The sequence below is a fragment of the Thioalkalivibrio sp. ALJ2 genome (assembly GCF_000378325.1).
Classification (GTDB): domain Bacteria; phylum Pseudomonadota; class Gammaproteobacteria; order Ectothiorhodospirales; family Ectothiorhodospiraceae; genus Thioalkalivibrio.
This window is the reverse complement of record NZ_KB899554.1, coordinates 143,618-165,760: the sequence shown is the minus strand read 5'-3', so window position 1 is coordinate 165,760 and position 22,143 is coordinate 143,618. Positions and strand designations below refer to the sequence as shown.

Annotated in this window: 21 protein-coding genes; 9 read left to right on the top strand and 12 right to left on the bottom strand. The window is 67.7% G+C overall.

The window, feature by feature from the left end; all coding sequences use genetic code 11:
* Positions 1-11 precede the first annotated feature (11 nt).
* Both glmS and F468_RS0100735 read left to right on the top strand, forming a co-directional pair.
* Positions 12-1,862: a glutamine--fructose-6-phosphate transaminase (isomerizing) gene (glmS, locus tag F468_RS0100740; protein ID WP_018993355.1), complete on the top strand. Its 1,851-nt coding sequence runs from the start codon at positions 12-14 to the stop codon at positions 1,860-1,862.
* A gap of 109 nt (positions 1,863-1,971) precedes the next feature.
* Positions 1,972-2,268: a hypothetical protein gene (locus tag F468_RS0100735; protein ID WP_018139732.1), complete on the top strand. Its 297-nt coding sequence runs from the start codon at positions 1,972-1,974 to the stop codon at positions 2,266-2,268.
* Positions 2,269-2,345: 77 nt separating this feature from the next.
* Here F468_RS0100735 and dtd read toward each other — a convergent pair whose 3' ends face one another.
* From dtd to F468_RS0100720, 3 genes are all read right to left on the bottom strand, one after another.
* Positions 2,346-2,789 (bottom strand): D-aminoacyl-tRNA deacylase, encoded by a 444-nt coding sequence (gene dtd / locus F468_RS0100730; RefSeq protein WP_018994438.1) that lies wholly within the window; start codon positions 2,787-2,789, stop codon positions 2,346-2,348.
* Positions 2,786-3,772, bottom strand: coding sequence for a prolyl aminopeptidase (pip, locus tag F468_RS0100725; RefSeq protein ID WP_018139730.1), 987 nt, complete (start codon positions 3,770-3,772; stop codon positions 2,786-2,788). The genes dtd and pip overlap by 4 nt, the downstream gene beginning before the upstream one ends.
* A 72-nt stretch (positions 3,773-3,844) precedes the next feature.
* Positions 3,845-4,135, bottom strand: coding sequence for a hypothetical protein (locus F468_RS0100720; RefSeq protein ID WP_018139729.1), 291 nt, complete (start codon positions 4,133-4,135; stop codon positions 3,845-3,847).
* Between the two features lie 210 nt (positions 4,136-4,345).
* Here F468_RS0100720 and F468_RS0100715 point away from each other — a divergent pair, with 210 nt between their 5' ends.
* A complete protein-coding gene (locus tag F468_RS0100715; protein WP_026296476.1) occupies positions 4,346-5,140 on the top strand; it encodes an ATP-binding protein in 795 nt (264 codons plus the stop codon).
* Positions 5,115-6,011 carry a lysophospholipid acyltransferase family protein gene (locus F468_RS0100710; RefSeq protein WP_018139727.1) on the top strand — a complete coding sequence of 299 codons (897 nt, stop codon included), beginning with the start codon at positions 5,115-5,117 and terminating at the stop codon, positions 6,009-6,011. The genes F468_RS0100715 and F468_RS0100710 overlap by 26 nt, the downstream gene beginning before the upstream one ends.
* A 98-nt stretch (positions 6,012-6,109) precedes the next feature.
* Here the strand turns inward: F468_RS0100710 and glnA are convergent, their stop codons facing one another.
* Together glnA and F468_RS0100700 are read right to left on the bottom strand one after the other, a co-directional pair.
* On the bottom strand, positions 6,110-7,519 hold the full coding sequence (gene glnA / locus F468_RS0100705; protein ID WP_018175062.1) for a glutamate--ammonia ligase: 1,410 nt from the start codon (positions 7,517-7,519) through the stop codon (positions 6,110-6,112).
* Between the two features lie 196 nt (positions 7,520-7,715).
* A complete protein-coding gene (locus tag F468_RS0100700; protein WP_018994436.1) occupies positions 7,716-8,990 on the bottom strand; it encodes a cation diffusion facilitator family transporter in 1,275 nt (424 codons plus the stop codon).
* A gap of 86 nt (positions 8,991-9,076) precedes the next feature.
* Here F468_RS0100700 and glyQ point away from each other — a divergent pair, with 86 nt between their 5' ends.
* The 4 genes from glyQ to F468_RS0100680 are packed head-to-tail and all read left to right on the top strand — an operon-like array spanning position 9,077 to position 13,558.
* Positions 9,077-10,021, top strand: a complete 945-nt coding sequence (glyQ, locus tag F468_RS0100695; RefSeq protein ID WP_018994435.1) for a glycine--tRNA ligase subunit alpha — start codon at positions 9,077-9,079, stop codon at positions 10,019-10,021.
* A gap of 59 nt (positions 10,022-10,080) precedes the next feature.
* On the top strand, positions 10,081-12,162 hold the full coding sequence (glyS, locus tag F468_RS0100690) for a glycine--tRNA ligase subunit beta (RefSeq protein ID WP_018994434.1): 2,082 nt from the start codon (positions 10,081-10,083) through the stop codon (positions 12,160-12,162).
* A gap of 9 nt (positions 12,163-12,171) precedes the next feature.
* The gene (locus tag F468_RS0100685; protein ID WP_018175061.1) at positions 12,172-12,927 is read left to right on the top strand and encodes a 1-acyl-sn-glycerol-3-phosphate acyltransferase; all 756 of its coding nucleotides are present in this window, start codon (positions 12,172-12,174) and stop codon (positions 12,925-12,927) included.
* Complete coding sequence (locus tag F468_RS0100680) at positions 12,917-13,558, top strand: hypothetical protein (RefSeq protein ID WP_018139721.1); 642 nt, start codon at positions 12,917-12,919, stop codon at positions 13,556-13,558. The genes F468_RS0100685 and F468_RS0100680 overlap by 11 nt, the downstream gene beginning before the upstream one ends.
* Positions 13,559-13,629: 71 nt before the next feature.
* Here the strand turns inward: F468_RS0100680 and F468_RS0100675 are convergent, their stop codons facing one another.
* The 7 genes from F468_RS0100675 to F468_RS0100645 all read right to left on the bottom strand — a co-directional run bounded on the left by F468_RS0100675 (position 13,630) and on the right by F468_RS0100645 (position 20,962).
* Positions 13,630-14,361, bottom strand: coding sequence for a ThiF family adenylyltransferase (locus F468_RS0100675; protein WP_018139720.1), 732 nt, complete (start codon positions 14,359-14,361; stop codon positions 13,630-13,632).
* Positions 14,358-15,140: a TatD family hydrolase gene (locus F468_RS0100670; protein ID WP_018993349.1), complete on the bottom strand. Its 783-nt coding sequence runs from the start codon at positions 15,138-15,140 to the stop codon at positions 14,358-14,360. The genes F468_RS0100675 and F468_RS0100670 overlap by 4 nt, the downstream gene beginning before the upstream one ends.
* An 11-nt stretch (positions 15,141-15,151) precedes the next feature.
* On the bottom strand, positions 15,152-16,186 hold the full coding sequence (locus F468_RS0100665) for an NADP(H)-dependent aldo-keto reductase (protein WP_018139718.1): 1,035 nt from the start codon (positions 16,184-16,186) through the stop codon (positions 15,152-15,154).
* A gap of 14 nt (positions 16,187-16,200) precedes the next feature.
* On the bottom strand, positions 16,201-17,328 hold the full coding sequence (locus tag F468_RS0100660) for an FIST C-terminal domain-containing protein (protein WP_018994433.1): 1,128 nt from the start codon (positions 17,326-17,328) through the stop codon (positions 16,201-16,203).
* A 284-nt stretch (positions 17,329-17,612) separates the two neighbouring features.
* Positions 17,613-18,074, bottom strand: a complete 462-nt coding sequence (locus F468_RS0100655) for a hypothetical protein (RefSeq protein WP_018993347.1) — start codon at positions 18,072-18,074, stop codon at positions 17,613-17,615.
* A 109-nt stretch (positions 18,075-18,183) separates the two neighbouring features.
* Entirely contained in the window at positions 18,184-19,074 is an 891-nt protein-coding gene (locus tag F468_RS0100650; RefSeq protein WP_018137575.1) for a phosphoribulokinase, read from the bottom strand.
* 49 nt (positions 19,075-19,123) lie between these two features.
* Positions 19,124-20,962: an SLC13 family permease gene (locus tag F468_RS0100645; RefSeq protein WP_018137576.1), complete on the bottom strand. Its 1,839-nt coding sequence runs from the start codon at positions 20,960-20,962 to the stop codon at positions 19,124-19,126.
* A 250-nt stretch (positions 20,963-21,212) separates the two neighbouring features.
* Between F468_RS0100645 and F468_RS0100640 the strand changes: the two genes are divergently transcribed.
* Positions 21,213-22,061 carry a universal stress protein gene (locus F468_RS0100640; RefSeq protein ID WP_018175057.1) on the top strand — a complete coding sequence of 283 codons (849 nt, stop codon included), beginning with the start codon at positions 21,213-21,215 and terminating at the stop codon, positions 22,059-22,061.
* Positions 22,062-22,143: the final 82 nt, after the last annotated feature.

Here is a 22,143-nt window from a genome sequence, read left to right as displayed (position 1 = left end):
AAGGAGTTTGCATGTGCGGTCTGCTGGCAGGTATTGGTGAGCGCAACCTGGTCCCGATCTTCGTCGAGGGTCTGCATCGACTGGAATACCGCGGGTACGACTCCGCCGGTGTAGCGGTCATCGAGAACCGCGCGTTACGCGACGTCCGTGCGGTCGGCAAGGTCGCCACCCTGGAGGAACAGATCGACACGATCGGCCTGCAAGGGCCGGTGGGGATTGCCCATACGCGCTGGGCGACCCACGGGCCGCCCACCGAGGTGAATGCCCACCCCCACCGTTCCCGTGACGGCCGGGTCGCGATTGTCCATAACGGCATTATCGAAAACCATGCCCGGCTGCGAGACGAGCTGGCCGCTGCCGGCTGGCACTGCGTGTCGGCAACCGACAGCGAGGTCATTGCCCACCGGATCGAGCAGGCCCTGGTCGACGGGGCCTCGCCCCTCGAGTCCATGCGCCGCGCCTGTGCCGACCTTGAAGGGGCCTATGCCATCGCGGCGGTCTTTGCCGACTATCCCGACGAGCTGATCGTCGCGCGTTTCGGAAGCCCCCTGATCCTCGGGCTCGGAATCGGCGAGTTCTTTGCCGCCTCGGACGTCCAGGCCCTGCTGCCGGTGACCCAGCGATTCGTCGACCTCGAGGACGGGGATATCGCCCGCCTGACGCGCAAGGGCGTGGAGGTCCAGGACCTGCACGGCCAGGCGGTCGAGCGCAGTGTCCGCGAGACCCGCTGCCAGGCAAGCGTTGCCGATCGTGGCGAGTATCGCCACTTCATGCTGAAGGAGATCTACGAGCAACCGCACGCACTGGCGGAGACCTTGTCCGGCCGTCTGGGCGAGGACGCCGTCCTGGAAAACATCCTCGGGCCCGGTACCAGCGAGCGCCTGGCCGAGGTCAGCGCCGTGCAAATCGTGGCATGCGGCACCAGCTATCACGCCGGAATGGTGGCCGCCCACTGGATCGAGGAGCACCTGGGCCTGCCCGCCCGCGTCGATGTGGCAAGCGAATACCGGTATCGCCGTCACGTGCTGGCCCCGGCCACGCTGCTGGTGGTGATCTCCCAGTCGGGGGAGACCGCCGATACCCTCGCGGTGCTGCGCCAGTCCCAGGACGAGCCGTTCCTGGCCCGTCTGGCCATCTGCAATGTCCCCGAGAGCACCATGGCGCGGGCTGCCGATCTGGTCCTGATGACCCATGCCGGACCCGAGATCGGCGTCGCCTCGACCAAGGCGTTCACGACCCAGCTGGCCGCCCTCGCCACCCTCGTACTCCTGCTGGGCCAGACCGCTACGGCCGCCCGTATGACCGCCGAGGAACGCGTCGCTGCGGTGACGGCCCTGCGCAGCCTCCCCGATCAGGTGGCGCGCATCCTGGCCCTGGACAACCCGATTGCGCGCGTCGCCGAGGATCTGATGGAGCGGCACCACGCCCTGTTCCTCGGGCGCGGGGCGCACTTCCCGATCGCCCTGGAGGGCGCGCTCAAGCTGAAGGAGATCTCCTACATCCATGCCGAGGCGTATCCCTCGGGCGAGCTGAAGCACGGACCGCTCGCGCTCGTGGACACCGAGATGCCGGTAGTCGCCGTGGCCCCCGACGACGCGCAGCTGGAGAAACTCTCCAGCAACCTCCAGGAGGTGCGCGCCCGGGGCGGGCAGCTGATCGTGATTGGCGAGTCCAGTGCGGCGCGTACCCTGGCCCCGGAGGACATCTGGATCGGCCTGCCGCAGAGCGAGCCGCTGAGCCCCTGGCTGGCGCCGATCCTGCTGACCGTGCCGTTGCAGTTGCTGGCCTACCATACGGCGGTGCTCAAGGGCACGGACGTTGATCAGCCGCGCAATCTGGCGAAATCGGTGACCGTGGAATAGCCCCTTGCACGCGGTACTCCCGGAGTTTCTATCAGGAAACGCTTGTATTCGCCGGGCGGGTCGGCTAGATTCGGGCGCGCTCGAATAACCGTACGATCAGGAGTATCCCATGGATCAGCAAGAGCTCAACAACCGCTGCGTCACCCTGTTTCAGTCCCCGCGTATCCAGACCAAGCTCTGGAACCCGCGCATGTTCTGGAACGTCGGCCGCAAGCTGAACGTGACCCCCGAAGAGCTGACCGAGCCCAAGGTCGACCTCTGCGAGCTCGAGGTGATGCTGTCCGCGGCTGCCTACGAGCCGTCTCAGTGCGCCGACAACCTGAATGGTCGCGATGCCGGCCGCGCCGACTTCATCCGTCGTGCCGTGCAGTCCGGCCAGCGTCCGTTCCTGCGTCGCGCCGCCTGATCCGGTCTCCAGACTGGTGATGTCGAGGACCCGGCCTTTGCGCCGGGTCTTTTGTTTGGGCCCTCGGTCAGGCCTCCTCAGCCGCGCGTCTCCAGCCAGAAGGTCACTGGGCCGTCGTTCACCAGGCTGACCTGCATGTCCGCGCCAAAGCGCCCGCTAGCGACTTGCGGATGCGATGCCTGCGCCTGCTTCGCCAGATAGTCGAACAGCGCCTGGCCGTGCTCCGGGCTCGCGGCGCTGGTAAAGCTTGGGCGCATCCCCTTGCGCGTATCCGCGGCCAGCGTGAACTGCGGCACTAGCAAGAGCCCCCCGCCGGTATCCTGAAGGCTCAGGTTCATGCGGCCTTCGGCATCCGCGAATACGCGGTAGCCGAGCAGCCGCTCCAGCAGCCGCCTGGCCGCCGCTTCGCTGTCATCGGGCTGCACCGCGACCAGCGCCAGCAGCCCTGGCCCGATCGCACCGGCGCGCTCGCCGCCGATGTTCACCGCGGCCTCGGTCACCCGCTGGATCAGCGCGATCACGTCGAGGCAGCCCCGGTCCCGCCCGAGACCTGCCCCTCGAGATCATCGGCCAGGGTGTCGGTCGCCGCGATCAGCTTGCGCACGATGCCTGGCTCGGCCGCCGAGTGCCCGGCGTCCGCGATGATCGCCATGCGCGCCTGCGGCCAGACCCGATGCAGTTCCACCGCTTGCTCCACCGGACACACCACGTCGTAGCGTCCGTGCACGATCCAGCCCGGTATGTCGCGCAGGCGTGGTGCGTCCCGCAGCAGCTGGTCCGGTTCCAGGAAGGTGTCGTGCATGAAGTAGTGGCACTCCAGCCGCGCCAGGCTTACGGCCACCTCCGGATCGTCGAAATGCGCGATCACGTCATCGTTCGGGATCAGGCAGGAGGTGTGTCCTTCCCAGCCTGACCAGGCGCGAGCCGCGGTGTGCCGGATCTCCGGATCCGGGTCGGTCAGCCGACGGTAGTAGGCCCCGACCAGGTCGTCGCGCTCCTCCGCTGGAATCGGCCGTAGGTAGTGCGCCCAGGCCTCGGGAAACAGGCGGTCGGCCCCCGACTGGTAGAACCACTGGATGTCCCGCGGCCGGCACAGGAATACCCCGCGCAGGATCAGTCCCAGCACGCGATCGGGATGGGTCTGTGCGTAGGCCAGCCCCAGCGTCGAGCCCCAGGAACCACCGAACACCGCCCAGCGCTCGATGCCCAGGTGCTCGCGCAGGCGCTCGATATCGGCCACTGCATGCCAGGTGGTGTTGGCCTCCAGACTCGCGTGAGGCGTCGAGCGCCCGCAGCCGCGCTGGTCGAACAGCACGATGCGGTAGCGCTGCGGGTCGTAGAAGCGCCGATGCCACGGCTCGCAGCCCGAGCCCGGCCCGCCATGCAGAAACACGACCGGAATCCCGTCGGGTGTGCCGCATTCTTCAAAGTAGAGCTCGTGGCCGTCACCGACCGCGAGCCTTCCTGTGCTGTGCGGTTCGATCTCCGGGTAAAGGGTGTCCATTGATCAGTGTTTCCTAGATTGCGGGCCCCGAGTGTCGCCAAAACGTTCGCGCAGGGAAAGTCCGCAGTCCGTCTATTCGTCGATGATCTGCCCCCGATAGACCCGGCGCCGTTGCGGCTCCACGTGGCGTTCCGACGAGTCCGGCCCAGCTTCCGGCGGTGCCAGGTGCCCCGAACGCTGCAATTCGCTGCGCAGCGAGAGCGCGGCGGCCTGGGCGGCGCTCGACTGCGAGCGTGAGGCGTAGTCCAGGATGGCCTCCATGAAGTCGGGGTTGGTGACCGACAGCCGCGCCACCGCCGGGAACTCTGCGCGCAGGTTCCGGCGCAGCTCGGCGGCCAGGCTCAAGCTCTTGCGATCGTGCATACCGGTCCCCCACCGTTGAAGCGCCTGTCCAACCCGTATGCAAGCGCGGTGCCATGCGTGTGGCCCGCGTCCGGCGCTGGGCGCCGGGGCTTCTTGCCTCCACCGGGTGCATAACGGCGCATGGCTGCACCGACAATGGGCGCCATCCGGCAACCGCTGCGGGTATGGCGGCGCTTGCGAAGCGGGCCTCGCCGCCCTATGTTGCGGGCCATGGAAACGCCCGCCGTCCCCACCTCCATCCGCCGCCTGGCCGGCCGCGCCATCGCGGACTTCGACATGATCCGCGAGGGCGACCGGATCCTGGTCGGGCTGTCCGGTGGCAAGGATTCGCTGACGTTGCTGTGGCTGCTGCATGGCCTGGCGCGGCGGGCGCCCGTGCGCTTCGAGGTCGGCGCGGTCACGATCAATCCGGAGATCGAGGGCTTCGAGCCACAGCGGCTGATGGACTATCTCGGTGGTTACGGCATCCCGTATCACTTCGTCTCCGAGCCAATCGCGGAGCTGGCCGGCGAGCACATGGACAACGACTCGTTCTGCTCCTTCTGCTCGCGAATGAAACGCGGCCTGATGTATCGCACCGCGCGCGACCACGGCTACAACGTGCTGGCGCTGGGCCAGCACCTGGATGACCTGGCCGAGAGCTTCATGATGAGTGCCTTCCACGGTGGCCAGCTGCGTACGATGAAGGCCCACTACGCGATCGACGCAGGCGACCTGCGGGTGATCCGCCCGCTGGTCTATGTGCGCGAACGCCAGACCCGCGATTTCGCCGAGGCCGCCGGGCTGCCGGTGATCCTGGACAACTGCCCGGCCTGCTTCGCGATGCCCACCCAGCGCGAACACATGAAGCAGCTGCTCGCGCAGGAGGAGGCCCAGCACCCGCGGTTGTTCCGCAACCTGCGCACAACCCTGAAGCCGCTGATGACCGAGGGCGGCATCCCGCCTCGGACCCCGGCCGATCCACCCGAATCCCGCGATCATGGCCGAACGCCGGCATCTGCGTGACCGGTTGATCGCCGGCGGTCTGCGCCTGCTCGCCCGCCTCCCTCTGCGCGTAAATCATGCGCTGGGCGGGTTGCTCGGCGCGCTGGCCTGGTACTGGCCGACGCGCTCCGCCCGCATCACCCGCCGCAACCTCGAACTCTGTTTCCCGGACAAGGACACCGCCTGGCGCCGCCGGGTCGGGCGTGGATCGCTGATGGCGATGGGCCGGGCACTGACCGAGTCCCCCTGGCTCTGGCAGGCTACGCCGCAAACCCTCGAGCGACTGGCGGTCGAGCCGCCCCGCTACGCCCGCCTGCGCGAACGCGAGGGCGGGCGGGCGCTGTTCCTGTGTGCCCCGCATCTGGGTTCCTGGGAGTTCGCCGGGCTGCAGGCCGCCTGCCACGGGCCGATGGCCACCCTGTACAGCCCGTTCAAGACCCCCGAGATCGACCGCTGGGTGCGCGACGCCCGCGCCTCCACCGGCGCGACCCTGGCCCCGGCCGACCGCTCCGGGCTGCGCGTGCTGCAGCAGTCACGTGATCGCGGCGAGATCATCGGCATCCTGCCGGATCAGAGCCCGAAGGGCGCCTCGGGTACGCATGCGCCGTTCTTCGGCCACCCGGCGCTGACCATGACCCTGCTGCCGCGCCTGCTGCGTGGGCGCGAGGACCATGTCGTGTTCTTGTTCGCCGAGCGCCTGCCGAAGGGGCGCGGGTTTCGCTATCACGAGATCGAGGCCGGGCCGGAGGTTGCCGACCGCGACTTCGCCCGCGCCGCTGCCGCGATCAACGCCCATGTGGAGGCCCTGGTCCGGCGCTGCCCCGAGCAGTACAACTGGGCCTACAAGCGTTTCCACCCGGCCCCCGAGGGCCAGCCCAACCCCTATCGCTGACACCCGGTCGAGCCAGGTTCCGAGCACAAAAAAAGCCGCCGGACCCGAAGGTCGCGGCGGCCGGTGCATCTGGCCCCGAGGGGCCGGATGCGGATGCCTTACAGGCTGTAGTACATGTCGAATTCGACCGGATGGGTGGTCATGCGCATGCGCGTGACTTCTTCCATCTTCAGGTCGATGTAGGCATCGATCATGTCGTCGGTGAACACGCCACCCTGGGTCAGGTATTCGCGATCCTGGTTCAGGGCTTCCAGCGCCTGGTCCAGCGAATGGCAGACCTGCGGGATGCCCTTTTCCTCTTCCGGCGGCAGGTCGTAGAGGTTCTTGTCCATCGCGTCGCCCGGGTGGATCTTGTTCTGGATGCCGTCCAGGCCGGCCATCAGCATCGCGGCGAACGCCAGATACGGGTTGGCGGTGGAGTCCGGGAAGCGCAGCTCGATGCGGCGGGCCTTCGGGCTCATCACGAACGGGATGCGCAGCGACGCGGAGCGGTTGCGCGCGGAGTAGGCCAGCATCACCGGCGCCTCGAAGCCCGGCACCAGACGCTTGTAGCTGTTGGTGGACGGGTTGGTGAAGGCGTTCAGCGAGCGGGCGTGCTTGATGATACCGCCGATGTAGTACAGCGCGGTCTCGGACAGGCCGCCGTACAGGTCACCGGAGAACAGGTTCTTGCCGTCCTTGGACAGCGACTGGTGCACGTGCATGCCGGAGCCGTTGTCGCCGACGATCGGCTTGGGCATGAAGGTCGCGGTCTTGCCGTGCATGTGGGCCACGTTCTGCACCACGTACTTCAGTACCTGCACCTCGTCAGCCTTCTGGGTCAGCGTCGCGGGGCCGACACCGATCTCGCACTGGCCGGCGGTGGCCACCTCGTGGTGGTGCACCTCGGTGGTCAGGCCCATCTCGGTCATCACTTCGCACATGGTCGAGCGGATGTCGTGCAGGCTGTCGACCGGCGGCACTGGGAAGTAGCCACCCTTCACGCCCGGGCGGTGCCCGATGTTGCCGTCTTCGTAGACGCGCTCGGAATTCCAGGAGGCCTCGGAGGAGTCCACGCGGCAGTAGGAGCCGGAGAGGTCCGAGCCCCATTTCACATCGTCGAACACGAAGAATTCATTTTCCGGCCCGAACAGCGCGGTGTCGGCAATGCCGGTGCTCTGCAGATAGGCCTCGGCACGGCGCGCCAGGGAGCGCGGGCAGCGGTCGTAGCCCTGCATGGTGGCCGGCTCGACCACGTCGCAGCGGATGTTCATGGTCATGTCCTCGAAGAACGGATCGATGACCGCGGACTCCGCATCCGGCATCAGGATCATGTCGGACTCGTTGATGCCCTTCCAGCCGGAGATCGACGACCCGTCGAACATCTTGCCTTCCTCGAACGACTCTTCGTCGAGGTCATGGGCTGGAACGGTTACATGCTGTTCCTTGCCCTTGGAGTCGGTGAAACGGAAGTCGACAAAGCGGACTTCCTTTTCCTGGATCTGCTTCAGCACGTCGGCTGCGGACATGGGAGTCTCCTTAGGTTTGCTCTTGGTCTTTGGGTTCGCCGCGCCGATTCGAGCCCGGCCGGCGTTGAATCGGTTCTATGCAGGCATCATGCCAGTTCGTTCGATTGGCCCTGTGACGGTCGTTCAGGACTCATCAGGCCCGTACCACGCGGCGGGCTGCACAATATCCGTGCGCCATCGGCACCACAGTAGTGCATCAAGTCTTTTGTTGCACGCCAGTGGTGCATGGGCGATAGAGGATCTTCACCTCACCCAGCCGGTCCTTCAGGCGCGGATGGCCCTGCAGCGACTGTGACAGGCCCTCGCCCCGCGCGTTCAGGTCCGCGGGCGTGCATGCCCCGTCAAGGCGCAGCGTCAGGGTCAGGTGGATGCGCCCGTTCAGATAGTGCATGGAAAGCTGCTCCAGGCGATCCAGTTCCGGGGTGTCGGCCCAGGCCTCGCGCACCGCTTCGGCGATCTCCGGACGCAGGGGCAGGTTCGAGCTTCGAGCCTGATCTTGGTCGTTTTCCGGATCGACATGGACCGTAAAATCGCGCAGCCGCTCGTGGCGCTGGGTGACGGCCCCGTACACCGCATCGGCAATCCGGTGTCCCTCGGAAACCGAAATCATCGGGGCGACCTGGATATGCACATCGGCGACCACGTCGCTCCCATGCCGCCGCGTGCGCAGCATGTGCGCATCCTTCACCCCGGGCACTTCCATGATCGTGCGGTGGATGCGCGCGACCTCCTCCGGATCCAGTGCCGTGTCAATCAGTTCGGCCGCGCTGCGCACGATCAGGCGCCCGGCGATATGCAGGATGAACAGGGCAACGATCAGCGCCGCCAGGGCATCCGCCCACGGGAAGCCCGCCACCGCGGCCCCGACCCCGACCAGCACGAACAGCGAGGAGATCGCATCCGTGCGGTGATGCCAGGCGTTCGCATCCAGCATCCGCGAGCCGATCCGTTTCGCCACACGGTGGGTGTACTGATAGAGCCCCTCCTTGGCCACCAGCGTCAGCACCGCAAAGGCGAGCGCGGCCGGCGCCGGCCCTGCGGTCGCGGCGTTGGTATCCATCAGCCGCTGTCCGGCGGCCCAGGCGATCCCGAGGCCGGCCAGTGCGAGGAACACACCGACGACCACGGTGGCCAGGGTCTCGATACGCCCGTGTCCGTAGGGGTGGTCATGATCGGGCGAGGCCGCGGCCTTGCCAGCGGCGAACAGCACCACACCATCGGTGATCAGGTCCGACAGGGTGTGCACGCCGTCGGCGATCAGCGCCTGCGAGTTCAGCAGCCATCCGCTCAGCAGCTGTGCCAGGGCAAGAAAGGCATTCACCACCGCGCCCACGACCGTTACCCGGCGCGTGGCACGGTAGCGCCGGCCGTTTTCGGGCGAGATCGTGGCCTCGGAGTTGGCGCGGGGGTCGCTCAGGACATCCCTCCCGAACAGGGTCAGGCCCTCAGTATGGGCGTGCCTCCGCCACATGCAAGACGCTTGCACTGCCTTCACCGGTGGCCGCAGCCGGAGCCCGGCCGATATACTGTCCGCTTTGCCCTGACCCGGGATCCCGCATGGCGCACGAACGCACCCCGTCCAGCAGCAGCCCCACCTTCCAGGACCTGATTCGCCGGTTGCAGGACTACTGGAACGACCACGGTTGCGTGGTCCTGCAGCCCTACGACATGGAGATGGGGGCCGGTACCTTCCATCCGGCGACCTTCCTGCGTTCGATCGGGCCGGAGCCGTGGCGCGCGGCCTATGTGCAGCCCAGCCGCCGTCCCACCGACGGTCGCTATGGCGACAACCCCAACCGCCTGCAGCACTACTACCAGTTCCAGGTGTTGCTGAAGCCGTCGCCGCCGGACATCCAGGATCTCTACCTGGGCTCCCTGGAGGCCCTGGGCTTCGACACGCTCACCCATGATGTGCGCTTCGTCGAGGACAACTGGGAGTCCCCGACCCTCGGCGCCTGGGGCCTGGGCTGGGAGGTCTGGCTGAACGGCATGGAGGTCACCCAGTTCACCTACTTCCAGCAGGTCGGCGGGCTGGACTGCCACCCGGTCTCCGGCGAGATCACCTACGGGCTGGAACGCCTGGCGATGTACCTGCAGGGGGTGGAGAGCGTATTCGATCTGGTCTGGACCGTCGGGCCCGACGGCCGCCCGGTGACCTATGGCGACGTCTATCACCAGAACGAGGTGGAGCAGTCCACCTACAACTTCGAGCATGCCGATCGCGATGCCCTGTTCGCCGCCTTCGACCAGCACGCAAACGAGAGCGACCGCATGATCGAGCGGGGCCTGCCGCTGCCGGCCTACGAGCAGATGCTGCGCGCCTCCCACAGCTTCAACCTGCTGGATGCCCGCGGCGCGATCTCGGTCACCGAGCGCCAGCGCTACATCCTGCGCGTGCGCGAGCTGTCGCGAAACGTCGCCCAGAAGTACTACGAGTCGCGCGAGGCCCTGGGCTTCCCGCTGTGCGCCGACGACGATACGAACAAGCCCGACGCCGCCTGAACCCAATTTCCAGACCGCGCCCTGGCGCGCGGTTGCGATGGACCCGACACGGACCCGACATGGCTGAAGCCCGCGAACTCCTGATCGAACTGGGCACCGAGGAGCTGCCCCCCACCGCCCTGCCGCGCCTGCGTGACGCCTTGGCCGAGGGCCTGGCCACGCGCCTGCGCGAGGCCGGGCTGGAGCCGGGCGCGCCCGAGGCCTTCGCCACCCCGCGGCGGCTGGCCGTGCTGTTCCCCGATGTGCCCGCGCGCCAGCCCGACCAGCTCCAGGAGCGCCGCGGCCCGGCCGTGGCCGCCGCCTTCGACGCCGCCGGCGAGCCGACCAAGGCGGTGCTGGGCTTTGCCCGCTCCTGCGGAGTGGAGGTCGAGCGCCTGGAACGCGAGACCACCGACAAGGGCGAATACCTGGTCTTCCGCCAGATGCAGCCGGGCCGCGCCCTCGGCGAGCTGCTGCCGGAGATGCTGGAGGCCGCGCTGGAGGCCCTGCCCACGCCCAAGCGCATGCGCTGGGGCAGCAGCCGCACCGAGTTCGTGCGCCCCGCGCACTGGCTGGTCGTCCTGCACGGGACCGAGGTGCTGGAGATGACGGTGCTGGAGCAGACCGCCGGGCGGGCCACGCATGGTCACCGCTTCCACCAGCCCGGTGCGCTGGAGCTGAAGCGCGGCAACGACTACGCCGAGCGGCTGCGCAGCCCCGGCTTTGTCGAGCCGTCGTTCGAGGCGCGGCGCGAGAACATCCTGGCGCAGGTGCACGAGCAGGCCAAGGCCCTGGGCGGGCGCGCACTGGTCGATGCCGACCTGCTGGACGAGGTGACCGCGCTGGTGGAGTGGCCGGTGGCCCTGACCGGCGGTTTCGATCCGCGTTTCCTGGATGTCCCGCAGGAGGCGCTGATCTCTACCATGCAGGACAACCAGAAATACTTCCCGGTGGTCGACGAGGCCGGGCGCATGCAGCCGCACTTCATCGTGATCAGCAACATCGAGTCGCGCGACCCGCACGCGGTGCGCGACGGCAACGAGCGCGTCCTGCGCCCGCGCTTCGCCGATGCCGAATTCTTCTGGCAGCAGGACCGCAAGAAGCGCCTGGAGGAGCGGCTGGACGCGCTGGACTCGGTGGTATTCGAGAAGCGCTTGGGCACGCTGCGCGACAAGTCCGTGCGTCTGGAGGCCTTGATGCAGCGCCTGGCCGGCCTGATGGGGCTGGATGCCGGGCTGGCCGCGCGCGCCGCGCGCCTGGCCAAGTGCGACCTGGTCACCCAGATGGTGTTCGAGTTCACCGAGCTGCAGGGCACGATGGGCCGCTACTACGCCCTGCACGACCGCGAGGACGAAGCGGTCGCGGCCGCGATCGAACAGCATTACTGGCCGCGCCAGTCCGGCTCCGAGCTGCCGGATGTCCCGCTGGCCCAGGCACTGGCGCTGGCGGACCGACTGGACACGCTGGTCGGGATCTTCGCGATCGGCAAGCAGCCCACGGGCACCAAGGACCCGTTCGCCCTGCGCCGCGCCGCGCTGGGACTGGTGCGCATCCTGGTCGAGCGCGAACTGCCGCTGGCCCTGACCCCGCTGCTGCAAGCCGCGGCCGAGCCGATCCGCGAACGGGTGCCGGAGGCCGACCAGGCGGTGGAACCGGTGCGCGAGTACATCCTGGAGCGCCTGCGCGGCTACCTGCTGGAGCAGGGCCAGGCGCACGAGACCATCGAGGCGGTGGCCGCGGTCGTGCCCGATACCCCGCTGGACTTCGTCCGCCGCGTGCGCGCGGTCAGCCTGTTCCGCGAGCGCCCGGAGGCCGAGGCCCTGGCCGCGGCGAACAAGCGCATCCACAACCTGCTGCGCAAGGCCGGCGAGGAGGCCGAGGCCGACCTCGACCCCGAGGCCCTGGCGCTGGACGAGGAGCGCCAGCTCTACCAGGGTCTGCAGGCGGTGCGTCCCGGCGTCGAGCAGGCGGTGGCCGATGGCGACTACCTGCACGCACTGGGCGAGCTGGCGGGCCTGCGTGATCGTGTCGATACCTTCTTCGACCAGGTGATGGTGATGGCCGAGGATGCCGCCGAGCGGCGCAACCGCCTGGCGCTGCTGCGCGAACTGCGCCGCGCGTTCGAGACCGTGGCCGACATCGGCCGCCTGGCCACGGGATAGCGCCGCCGCATGCTCCCCCTGATCCGAGGCCTCCTGTTCCAACTGGGGTTTATCGGCTCCACGCTGGTGTTCGGCCTGCTGGTCCCGCCGCTGATCTGGCCGCTTTCGCGCCCGGCGCGCTATCGCGTCCTGACCCAGTGGGGGCGCTTCAACGTCTGGTGGCTGCGCATCACCTGCGGGCTGGACTACCGGGTGCGCGGTGCCGAGCACATTGACCCCTCGCGGCCGCATGTGGTGCTCTCCAAGCACCAGTCCGCGTGGGAGACGGTCGCCTATGTGGCGATCTTTCCGATGCAGACCTGGGTGCTCAAGCGCGAGCTGATGCGCATCCCCCTGTTCGGCTGGACCCTGTCCATGCTGGACCCGGTCCCGATCGACCGCGAGGCCGGGCGTCAGGCGCTGGAGAACCTGGTCGCGGAGGGTCAGCAGCGCCTGGACCAGGGCCGCTGGGTGATCGTCTTTCCCGAGGGGACGCGCGTGGCACCGGGCGAGCACGGGCGCTACCGCCAGGGCGGCGCAATACTGGCGGCACGCACCGGATACCCGGTGCTGCCGGTGGCGCTGAACAGCGGGAGCTTCTGGCCGAAAAAGGGCCTCCGGCGCTACCCCGGCACCATCGAGGTGGTGGTCGGCCCGCCAGTCGAGACCGCCGGGCGCAAGCCCGTCGAGGTACTAAGCGAAGCCGAAGAATGGATCGAGACCACCATGGCCGAGATCGAGCCGCGTCCCGCGAAATCGCCGTCGGAGGAGCCGCATGGGCAGTGAACCGCTGATCAGTGCCCCACTGGTCGAATTGCGTGACCGCAGCATCTACCGCGTGGGCGCCTCGGACCCGACCGTCTGGCTGATCGACGACCGCGAGCTGGGGGGCGTGCTGGTCAACGCCCCGGCGTATTCCGAATCCCTGCTGGAGGCGATTCGGGCGATCACAAAGCCCGCCTACCTGTTTTTGCCCAGTCGCCATGGCGCGCAGGACCTGGATGCCTGGCGGGCGGCTGGGCTGGAGACCCTGGCGTTCGAGGCCGAGGCACCGGCAATCCGTGCGGCCGGCGGCGAGATCGACATCGCCTTCAACCGCAAGCAGCGCCTGTCGCGCACCATCGATTTCCTGCCGATGGCCGGGGTGACCGAGGGCACCTGTGCCCTGCGGCTGAAGAACCTGCCGGGCGTCGTGTTCTTCGGGCCCGCGCTGGCGCCGGGGGCGGATGGCTGGCCCACGCTGATCCAGACGCCGGACGATCATTCCTTCGAGGCGCGCCTGTTCGGCGCCCTGGGCGTGAAGGACCTGAAGTTCGCCTACGCCTTCTGCGACCGCTTCGACCCGGCCGGCACGCAGTACGGCCCCGACGCCGACCAGCACATCCAGGCCCGCATCGAGGCCGTGTTCGACGAATAGCAGGACCGCTGGGGGAGCTCCTCGGCGATTGCCGCGGCGCTTTGCGCCTCGCAATGACGGGGCTGGGCGAGTCAGGCGCGGGCGATCAGGGTCTGGATCACGTGGCCGGCGGCGGTCAGGCCGAAGATCGCGGGCAGGTAGGAGATCGTGCCGTTGACCGAGCGTGGCCGGCCGCCCTCGACCGGCCGGTGTTCGGTGCCCTTGCGCGGCTGCTCGATCGAGAACACCACGGGGTAGTCGAGCCGCGCGTCCATGCGGCGCAGGTTCTTGCGCATCTGCCGCGCCAGCGGGCAGACGCGGGTGGACTCCAGCGGGCCGACCCGTACGGCCGTGGGGTCGATGCGCCCGCCGGCCCCCATGCTCGAGATCACCGCCTGGCCGCGGCGCTGGGCCCCGGCGACCAGCGCCGCCTTGCAAGCAATGGAGTCGATTGCGTCGAGCACGAAGTCGGCGTCTTCCGGCACTAGGTCGGCAATGCTGTCCGGACGCAGGAACTCGCGCTGGATGTTCAGTTCGATCTCCGGGTCGATATCGCGGATGCGTGCCTCCATCACCGCGGTCTTGGGCTGGTCCACGGTGGAGCGCAGTGCGACCAGCTGGCGGTTCAGGTTGGAGGCGGCGACCACATCGTGATCCACCAGCGTCATGCGTCCGACCCCGGCGCGTGCGATCGCCTCGGCGGCAAAACTCCCGACCCCGCCCAGCCCGGCGATGAATACATGCCGGTCGCGCAGGCCGGCGGTGACGTCGGGACCCAGCAGGAGGTCGGTGCGTTCGCTGTAGGGATTGTGGGGCGTGCTCATGGATCCGGGTCGTTCGGGAGCCGGAGGACCCGGCGTGCATTTTGTGACGTGATTATAGCCATCTCGGCCGGGTCGATGTCCCGCAGGCGGGCCAGATGGCGGTTCACCTCGGCGGTCATCATCGGTTCGTTGCGCTCGCCCTGGTGCCCGGCCAGTGGCTGGTCCGGGGCATCGGTCTCCACGACCAGCGCCTCCAGCGGGGCCTCGCGCACCACGCGGTGCAGTCGTTTCGCCCGTTCGTAGGTCACCGGCCCGCCGATGCCCAGACAGCAGCCGAGATCCGCCGCTTGTCGGGCCTGCTGCGGCGAGCCGATAAAGGCATGCAGGATCCCGGTCACGCCGGGCTGCTGGCGCAGGCCTTTCAGCACTGCGTCCAGCGCGCGCCGGCTGTGGATGATCACCGGCAGGTCGCGCTCCCGCGCGATGGCCAGCTGCCGCGTGTAGAAGCGCCACTGGCGGTCCCAGTCGAGCCCCTCTTGATAGCCATCGAGCCCGATCTCGCCGACCGCGATGGTCTCCGGGTGCGTATCCAGCCAGGCCTCCAGGGCGTCAAGGTCCGCGTCCGCATGCGCCTGCAGAAAGGTCGGGTGCAGGCCGTAGGCGACATGCAGACCCGCGTGCTGGCGGTACAAGGCGTCGAGGTCCGGCCAGCGTGCGCGGGTGACGCCGGGCAGGACGAGTTCCTGAACCCCGGCGGCGCGGGCGCGGTCCAGCACCGCCGGGCGATCCGGATCGAACGCGTCCAGGTCCAGGTGGACATGCGTATCGATCAGGTGCACCGGCGGTGGTCCTACGGACAGGGGTAGGTATAGCGGGCGTGGATGGCCTCGATGGCCTCCAGCACGGCATCGGACAGGGTGATGTTGACGGTGGCGATGTTCTCGCGCAGCTGCTCCATCGTGGTTGCCCCGATCAGGTTGCTGGTCACGAAGGGCTGCTGGTTGATGAAGGCCAGCGCCAGCTGTGACGGGGTCAGGCCGTGTTCGCGGGCCAGGCGCGCGTACTCCGCGGTCGCGGCCAGGCCGGATTCGTTGCTGTAGCGCTGGAAGCGCTCGAACAGCGTCAGGCGCGCCCCCGCGGGCTTTGCCCCGTCCAGGTACTTGCCGGAGAGCATGCCGAAGGCCAGCGGCGAATAGGCCAGCAGGCCGGCGTCCTCGCGGATGGCCATCTCCGCCAGCCCCGCCTCGAAGCTGCGGTTGAGCAGGTTGTAGGGGTTCTGGATGGAGACGATGCGCTCGGACAGGCCGCGGTCATGGGCGCGTATCCACTCCATGAACCCCCACGGGGTCTCGTTGGAGATGCCGATGGCGCGCACGCGGCCGCTCTCGACCACGGCCTTCAGCGCCGCCGCGGTCTCTTCGATCGAGGTCGCGCTCTCGTCCGGCTTGTGAACGTAGCCGAGCTGGCCAAAGAAGTTGGTGGCGCGCGCCGGCCAGTGGACCTGGTAGAGGTCCAGGTAGTCGGTCTGCAGGCGCCGGAGGCTGTCGTTCAGGGCCTGCTCGATGTGTTCGCGGTTCAGCTGCGGGCCACCGCGGAGGTAGTCGATCATCCCGGGGCCGGCGACCTTGCTGGCCAGCACCACGCGGTCGCGGTTGCCGCGCTTCGCCAGCCAGTTGCCGATGTAGGTCTCGGTCAGCCCCTGAGTCTCCTCGCGCGGCGGGACCGGGTACATCTCGGCCGCATCGATCAGGTTCACGCCCTGGTCGAGCGCGTAGTCCAGCTGCTCGTGTGCCTCGGCCTCGGTGTTCTGCTCGCCCCAGGTCATGGTGCCCAGGCCGATCAGGCTGACCTCGATATCGGTGCGTCCCAGTTTGCGGTATTGCATGCCAGTCCCTTGGTTCAGGTGAATAGGGTAAGGACCCCGGTGTAGCCGTACAGGCGGTTGGCGAAGATCTCGCCATTGGCGAAAAAGCCGATCAGGGGTACATCCCCCAGACCCTGCTGCACGATTGCCAGTTCCGCGCCCTCCTGGCCGAACTGGTGGCGCCCGCGTCCGATGCAGGAGACATAGATCGCCCCGCGGATCCCGTTCGGGGCCTGGGCGCGAATCTGCTCCAGCATGCGCTCGAGGTCGTCGCGAGCGGCCTGGCCGTCGCGGCGTACGAACAGGATCTTCTGCCCGGGCTCCAGCAGTTCGCCGACCGCGAGCACCTGCTGATCGAGGTCCACGCCGATGATATTGCGGACCCGGTAGTCGCCGGTGTCCGAGCCGGCGATCGGGAAGCCGACCAGGATGTAGCCCAGTGCCCGCTCCAGGTCGCGCGACAGGACGTCGCCGATGATGCCCTTGAATGCCGGCAGTGCTCGCTGACCATCCAGCTGCACGATGATGTTGCGCCAGGTCTCGGTCAGCTCGTGCTGGCCGGGCAGCGGGGTGCAGCCCTGGCTGTGGCGTGCGGCGATCGCGACATCGTCGCGCAGCGCGAGCCCGGTGATGCCCGAGGCGACCACACCATCGGCGATCTGCCCGGCCCCATTCTCGCCGGAGTGTATGCCGCCGGTGGCGAACCAGGCGGTCTGGTCGCCAATTTCGGTCAGCACGGCCTCGACACCCTCCGTGCGTGGATCGGCGTTCAGCAGCAGGCGCCCCGGGGTGGCGGGGTCGAGGAAGCCGTCCAGGGCCTGCTTCAGCTCGTCCAGGCTGTGGACCGGACGCTGAATCACGCGCGCGGAACCGGCCGGCAGGTCGCCGATCATCAGGGTAATCGCCGGGTCTTCGTAGAATTCGCGGTCTGGCCCGATCACGGCCATGCCCATGCCGCCGACGAAATGGTCCACCCCGAGTGCCTTGCGCAGCGTGTCCATGACCAGGCGGGCATTGCGGCTCAGCGCGTCGGAGACGTAGATAAAGCCCACGCGCACGGTCTCCGGATCCCGGGGCGGCAACGGGCCCAGCCCCTGGATCAGTTCGGCGGCGAGGGTGCGCGGATCATTGCCGCTGGCGGCGGTACTGACAAAGCGTTCCATCAACGTTCAGGACTCCATCAAAGCCCCAGGGAAACACTGATCAATGTACACGCTCGCGCTCGAGTCGCTTTTGCGTGCGAACAAGGCGCGGTGACTGCCGTGCAGTCATTCTGCACAAGGGAGCCGCAACGCCGTGCGCGTGCAAAAGCGGCCGAGCCCCTTCGGGGTTGGCACCCCAGGTTCCCCGATCCTGCGTTGCGCCGCTTGCGGGTAGAACCACTACCCGCTGCACGGCGCGCCTTGTCTCGGAAAACCTGGGGTACCAACGCGAGTGTGTACATTGATCAGTGCTTCCCTAGCTGTTCCAGCATGCTGAGGGCCTCGTTGTCGGTTTCGGGGATGCCGCGCCGGATGGTCATCTGGTCGTTTTCTGTGAACTCCAGGCGGGCATGGTGGCGGGTGTCCAGCTCCTCCAGGAACCAGGCGATCTCGGAGGGGTGGACCGCCCGTTCGCCCCGTATCAGGTGCCGCGCGAGGATCGCATCCTCGCGGATGTCCAGGTAAAGCGGCTGGGGCAGCGCCAGGGGCAGCACATGGGTCTGTACCAGCCACTCGATCGGCGTGGGGCGCCGCGTCGGCAGACGGCGGCTGTCGATACGGAAGTGCCCGCCGCCGCCGGGCTGCTTCAGCAGTTCCTCCAGCCAGTCGCCCTCGAAGCCCTGGTGCACGATCAGCGAGCGGCCGGTATAGCGGCTGCGAAAGCGTTCCATCTGTTGCGCGGGGCGTGGCCCGAACAGTCCGAACACGGCAACTCCATGGGTCAAGGTGGGATCGCCGGAATGCTAGCCCAAACGCCTGTCACCACAAAAAAGCCCCGCCGGAGCGGGGCTAGGGGAACTTCCGGAGCGCTTGCGCTCAGCCGCGACGCGACAGCATGTCGTGGATGATCGGCGCGAGGATGACCTCCATCGCGAAGCTCATCTTGCCGCCGGGCACCACGATGGTGTTCGGCCGGGACATGAAGGAGTCGGGCAGCATGTTCAGCAGGTAGGGGAAGTCCACACCGAACTTCTTCGGCTCCCTGAAGCGGATGACCACCATGCTCTCGTCGGGGGTGGGGATGTCCCGGGCGATGAACGGGTTGGAGGTGTCCACCGTCGGCACGCGCTGGAAGTTGATGTCGGTGTGGCCAAACTGCGGGGTGATGTAGTTCACGTAATCCGGCATGCGGCGCAGGATCGTGTCCACAATCGCCTCGGCGGAATAACCACGCTCGGCATTGTCGCGGAAGATCTTCTGGATCCACTCGAGGTTTACGATCGGCACCACGCCGATGCCCAGGTCCACGTGCTGCGCGGCATTTACTTCACCGTTCACGACCAGGCCGTGCAGGCCTTCGTAGAACATCAGATCGGTGCCCGGCTGGATCTCTTCCCAGGGGGTGAACTCGCCCGGGCCGAGGTTGGTGCCGAGACGCTCGTTGTGAGCGGCGGCTTCCTCGTCGGAGTGCAGGTAGTAGCGCTTCTGGCCCTGGCCGGTCTCGCCGTAGGTCTTGAACAGATCCTCGATGCGATCGAACAGGTTGGCCTCGGGGCCGAAATGGGAGAAGTGCTGATTGCCTTCGTCGGCGGCCTTCTGCATGGCCTCCTTCATCGCCTTGCGGTCATAGCGATGGAAGCTGTCGCCCTCGATGACGACCGGGTTGATCTGCTCGCGGCGGAAGATCGACTCGAACGAGCGCTTCACGGTGGAGGTGCCGGCTCCCGAGGAGCCGGTGACCGCGATCACGGGATGTTTTTGCGACATGGGGTTTCTCCTTGCATAGCTTCTTGCGACGAATAGTGTACGGACGAGTTTAGAAAATGAGATTGAGCATCAGCATGGCCACGATACCGAACAGCAGCGTCATGATGCCGCCGGCCTTCATGTAGTCCTTCACCCGGTAGCCGCCGGGGCCCATGATCAGGGCGTTCACCTGGTGGGTCGGGATCAGGAAGGAATTCGAGGTGGCGATCGCCACGGTCAGCGCGAACACGCGCGGGTCGGCGTCCATCCCCGCGGCCTGGGCGGCGATCGCGAAGTTGATCGCCAGCGGCACCAGCAGCACGGTCGCACCGACATTGGACATGACCAGCGTAAAGAACGTGGCCAGCGCGAAGATCGTCGCCTGCAGCACCCAGGGCGGGACGGTCCCCAGCAGTTCCAGCGTGTTCTGCGCAATCCACGCGGCGGTGCCCGTGTTCTCCACCGCCATCCCCAGCGGTATTAGTGAGGCCAGCAGGAACACCGTCTTCCAGCTCACCGAGCGATAGGCGTCGTCGAGGCTGATCACGCCGGTCAGGATCATGCCCAGCGCGCCGGTCAGCAGCGCGACCGACAGCATCAGGTCGGTGAACAGGATCAAGCCCACCGTCAGCGCCAGGAAGAACAGCGCATGCGGGACCTTGGAGGGGCGCAGCTCCTCGCGCGGGTAGTCGGAGGTAATCACGACAAAGTCGCGATCCTTGTCCAGGCGCGCCAGCGACTCCCAGGTGCAGTGCACAACCAGGATGTCGCCGATCTCCAGCGGGATGTCACGCAGGCCCTCGCCGAAGGTCTCGCTGCCGCGCTGGATGCGCATCACCGACAGGCCGTAGGTCTGGCGCATGGCCAGTTCGGTCACGGTCTTGCCGGCGAGGTTGGAGCCAGGCGCGATGGCGACCTCGGCGACCCCCGAGCGGCTGGTGTCCAGCGCGTTCGCAAACACGTCCAGGCGCGTGGTGGGGCGCTTGCGCGTGCCCTCGCACAGCTTTTCCATGCGCGCGGGGCTGGCGAGCACCGCCAGGTGCGAGTTGGCCTGGATCTCGTAGCCGGTCCAGGGGGCCATGCGCAGCTCGTCGCGCACGTAGGTGCCGACGATGGCGATCCCGGTCTCGCGTTCGATCTCGGCCACGGTGCGGCCCACCAGCGGGTCCTTCTCGGGAACGAATACTTCGTGGATCTCGTAGGACAGGCCGTATACCCGCTGGAAATACTCCTGTGCACTCTCGCGCTGCGCGGACTTGGACTTGACCGAAGGCAGTACGAAACGGCCCAGCACCACGAAGTAGACGATGGTAGTGGCCAGCAGCGCGAGGCCGATCGGGGTGACGTCGAACAGCTGGAAGGGCTCCATGTTCGACGGCAGCAGGTCATTCAGCAGGATCAGCGGGCTGGAACCGACCAGGGTGATGGTGCCGCCGACGATCGCGGCGAAGCCCATCGGCATCAGCAGGCGCGACAGCGGGATCCCGAGGCGGCTGGAGATCCGGCTCATCACCGGCATGAACAGCGCGGCGGCGCCGATGTTCTGCATGAAGCTCGAGATGACGCCGACGGTGCCGGAGACCGTCGGGATGATGCTCTTCTCGGTGGTGCCGCCCACGCGCATGATGAAGGCGGCCACCTTGTGCATCACGCCGGTCTTGTCGAGACCGGCGCCGATGATCATCACCGCGATGATCGCGATCACCGCATTGGAGGCAAAACCGCTGAACAGTTCGTCCTGCGCGACCAGCAGCCCGAGCCCGGGCACCAGCGTCAGCAGGCCGAGCAGCACCATCACCGAGATGGCAGCCAGGTCCACACGGATGACCTCCGTCACAAACAGGAAGATGGTGAACGCCAGTAGCGCGAGCACCACGATCATCTCGGTGGTCAGCGTAAGGTTTTCCATGTATCGATTTCGTATCCTGAAGACCCGCACCGGACGGTGCAGAGCCGGGGCTGAGGGGGGTGGCGAGTGGCCCTGGCCGGTGGCCAGTGGCGTGGGAGGCGTCGCCGGTGCTTCCCCTTGAAAGCGCGCGATTATTTCATCCCGGGCGGTTGGACGCAAAAAGCGGGCCGTTCGGACCTTTCGCGAGACGTTGGCTGTCGTGCGCCGGCCGGTCGGTTATGCTGGTCGAAAACTGTCAGGGAGACGCCCCATGTCCGATGCCCCGCTTTGCCGTTTCGAGACGATCGTGCTCGCGACTGACGGCTCCGAGTTCAGCGAGTCGGCCGAGGCTGTCGGCCTGGATCTGGCCCAGCGTTGCGGGGCCCGGCTCATCCTCGCGCGTATCATTCCTACCGATACGCAGCACGACGCACTGTCGCCCCGGCGCAGCCACGATGCGAGCGTGACCGCGCAGGGCGACCTGGACGTGCTCGAGAAAAAGGCGCGCGAGCAGGGCCTCGATGCCCTGCCCATCCTGCGCCACGGAGTGGACCGGCATCAGGAGATCGTCAAGATCGCCGAGGAGTACAAGGCCGGCCTGATCGTGATCGGGCGCCGCGACCGCAACGATCTCGCGCGTCTGATGGTCGGCGACGCGACGCGCAAGGTGGTGGGCACGGCGCCGTGTAACGTCATGGTCGTTCCGCGTGGCGCGCAGGCGCCGCACCGGGGGCTGCTGGTCGGGACCGATGGCTCCGAGCTGGGCGATCAGGCGGCGCGTGCGGCGATCGAACTGGCCGGCTATTGTCAGCTGCCGATCACCATCGCCTCGGTCGCCGTGCCCGGCCAGAGTGACGAACGCCGCCAGGAGGGCGTCGATGCGATCCAGCGCCTGCAGGGCGAGGCCCGGGAGCAGGGCCTTCAGGCGGACGCGACCTTCGAGGAAGGCCGCGCCGAGGTCACCCTGATTGACGTGGCGCGGCGCGACAATCGCGACCTGATCGTCGTGGGCAGCCACGGACGTACCGGCCTCAAGCGTCTGCTGATGGGTTCGGTGTCCGAGCGCGTGATTGGCGGTGCTGACTGCCCGGTGCTGGTGGTCAAGGGCCTGAACGTCTAGGGAAACATTTGTTTCCCTGGTCGCACTCCCTGGTTCACGATTCCCCCTGAACCCCTTCTGCCCGGCGTTTGCCGGGTTCCCC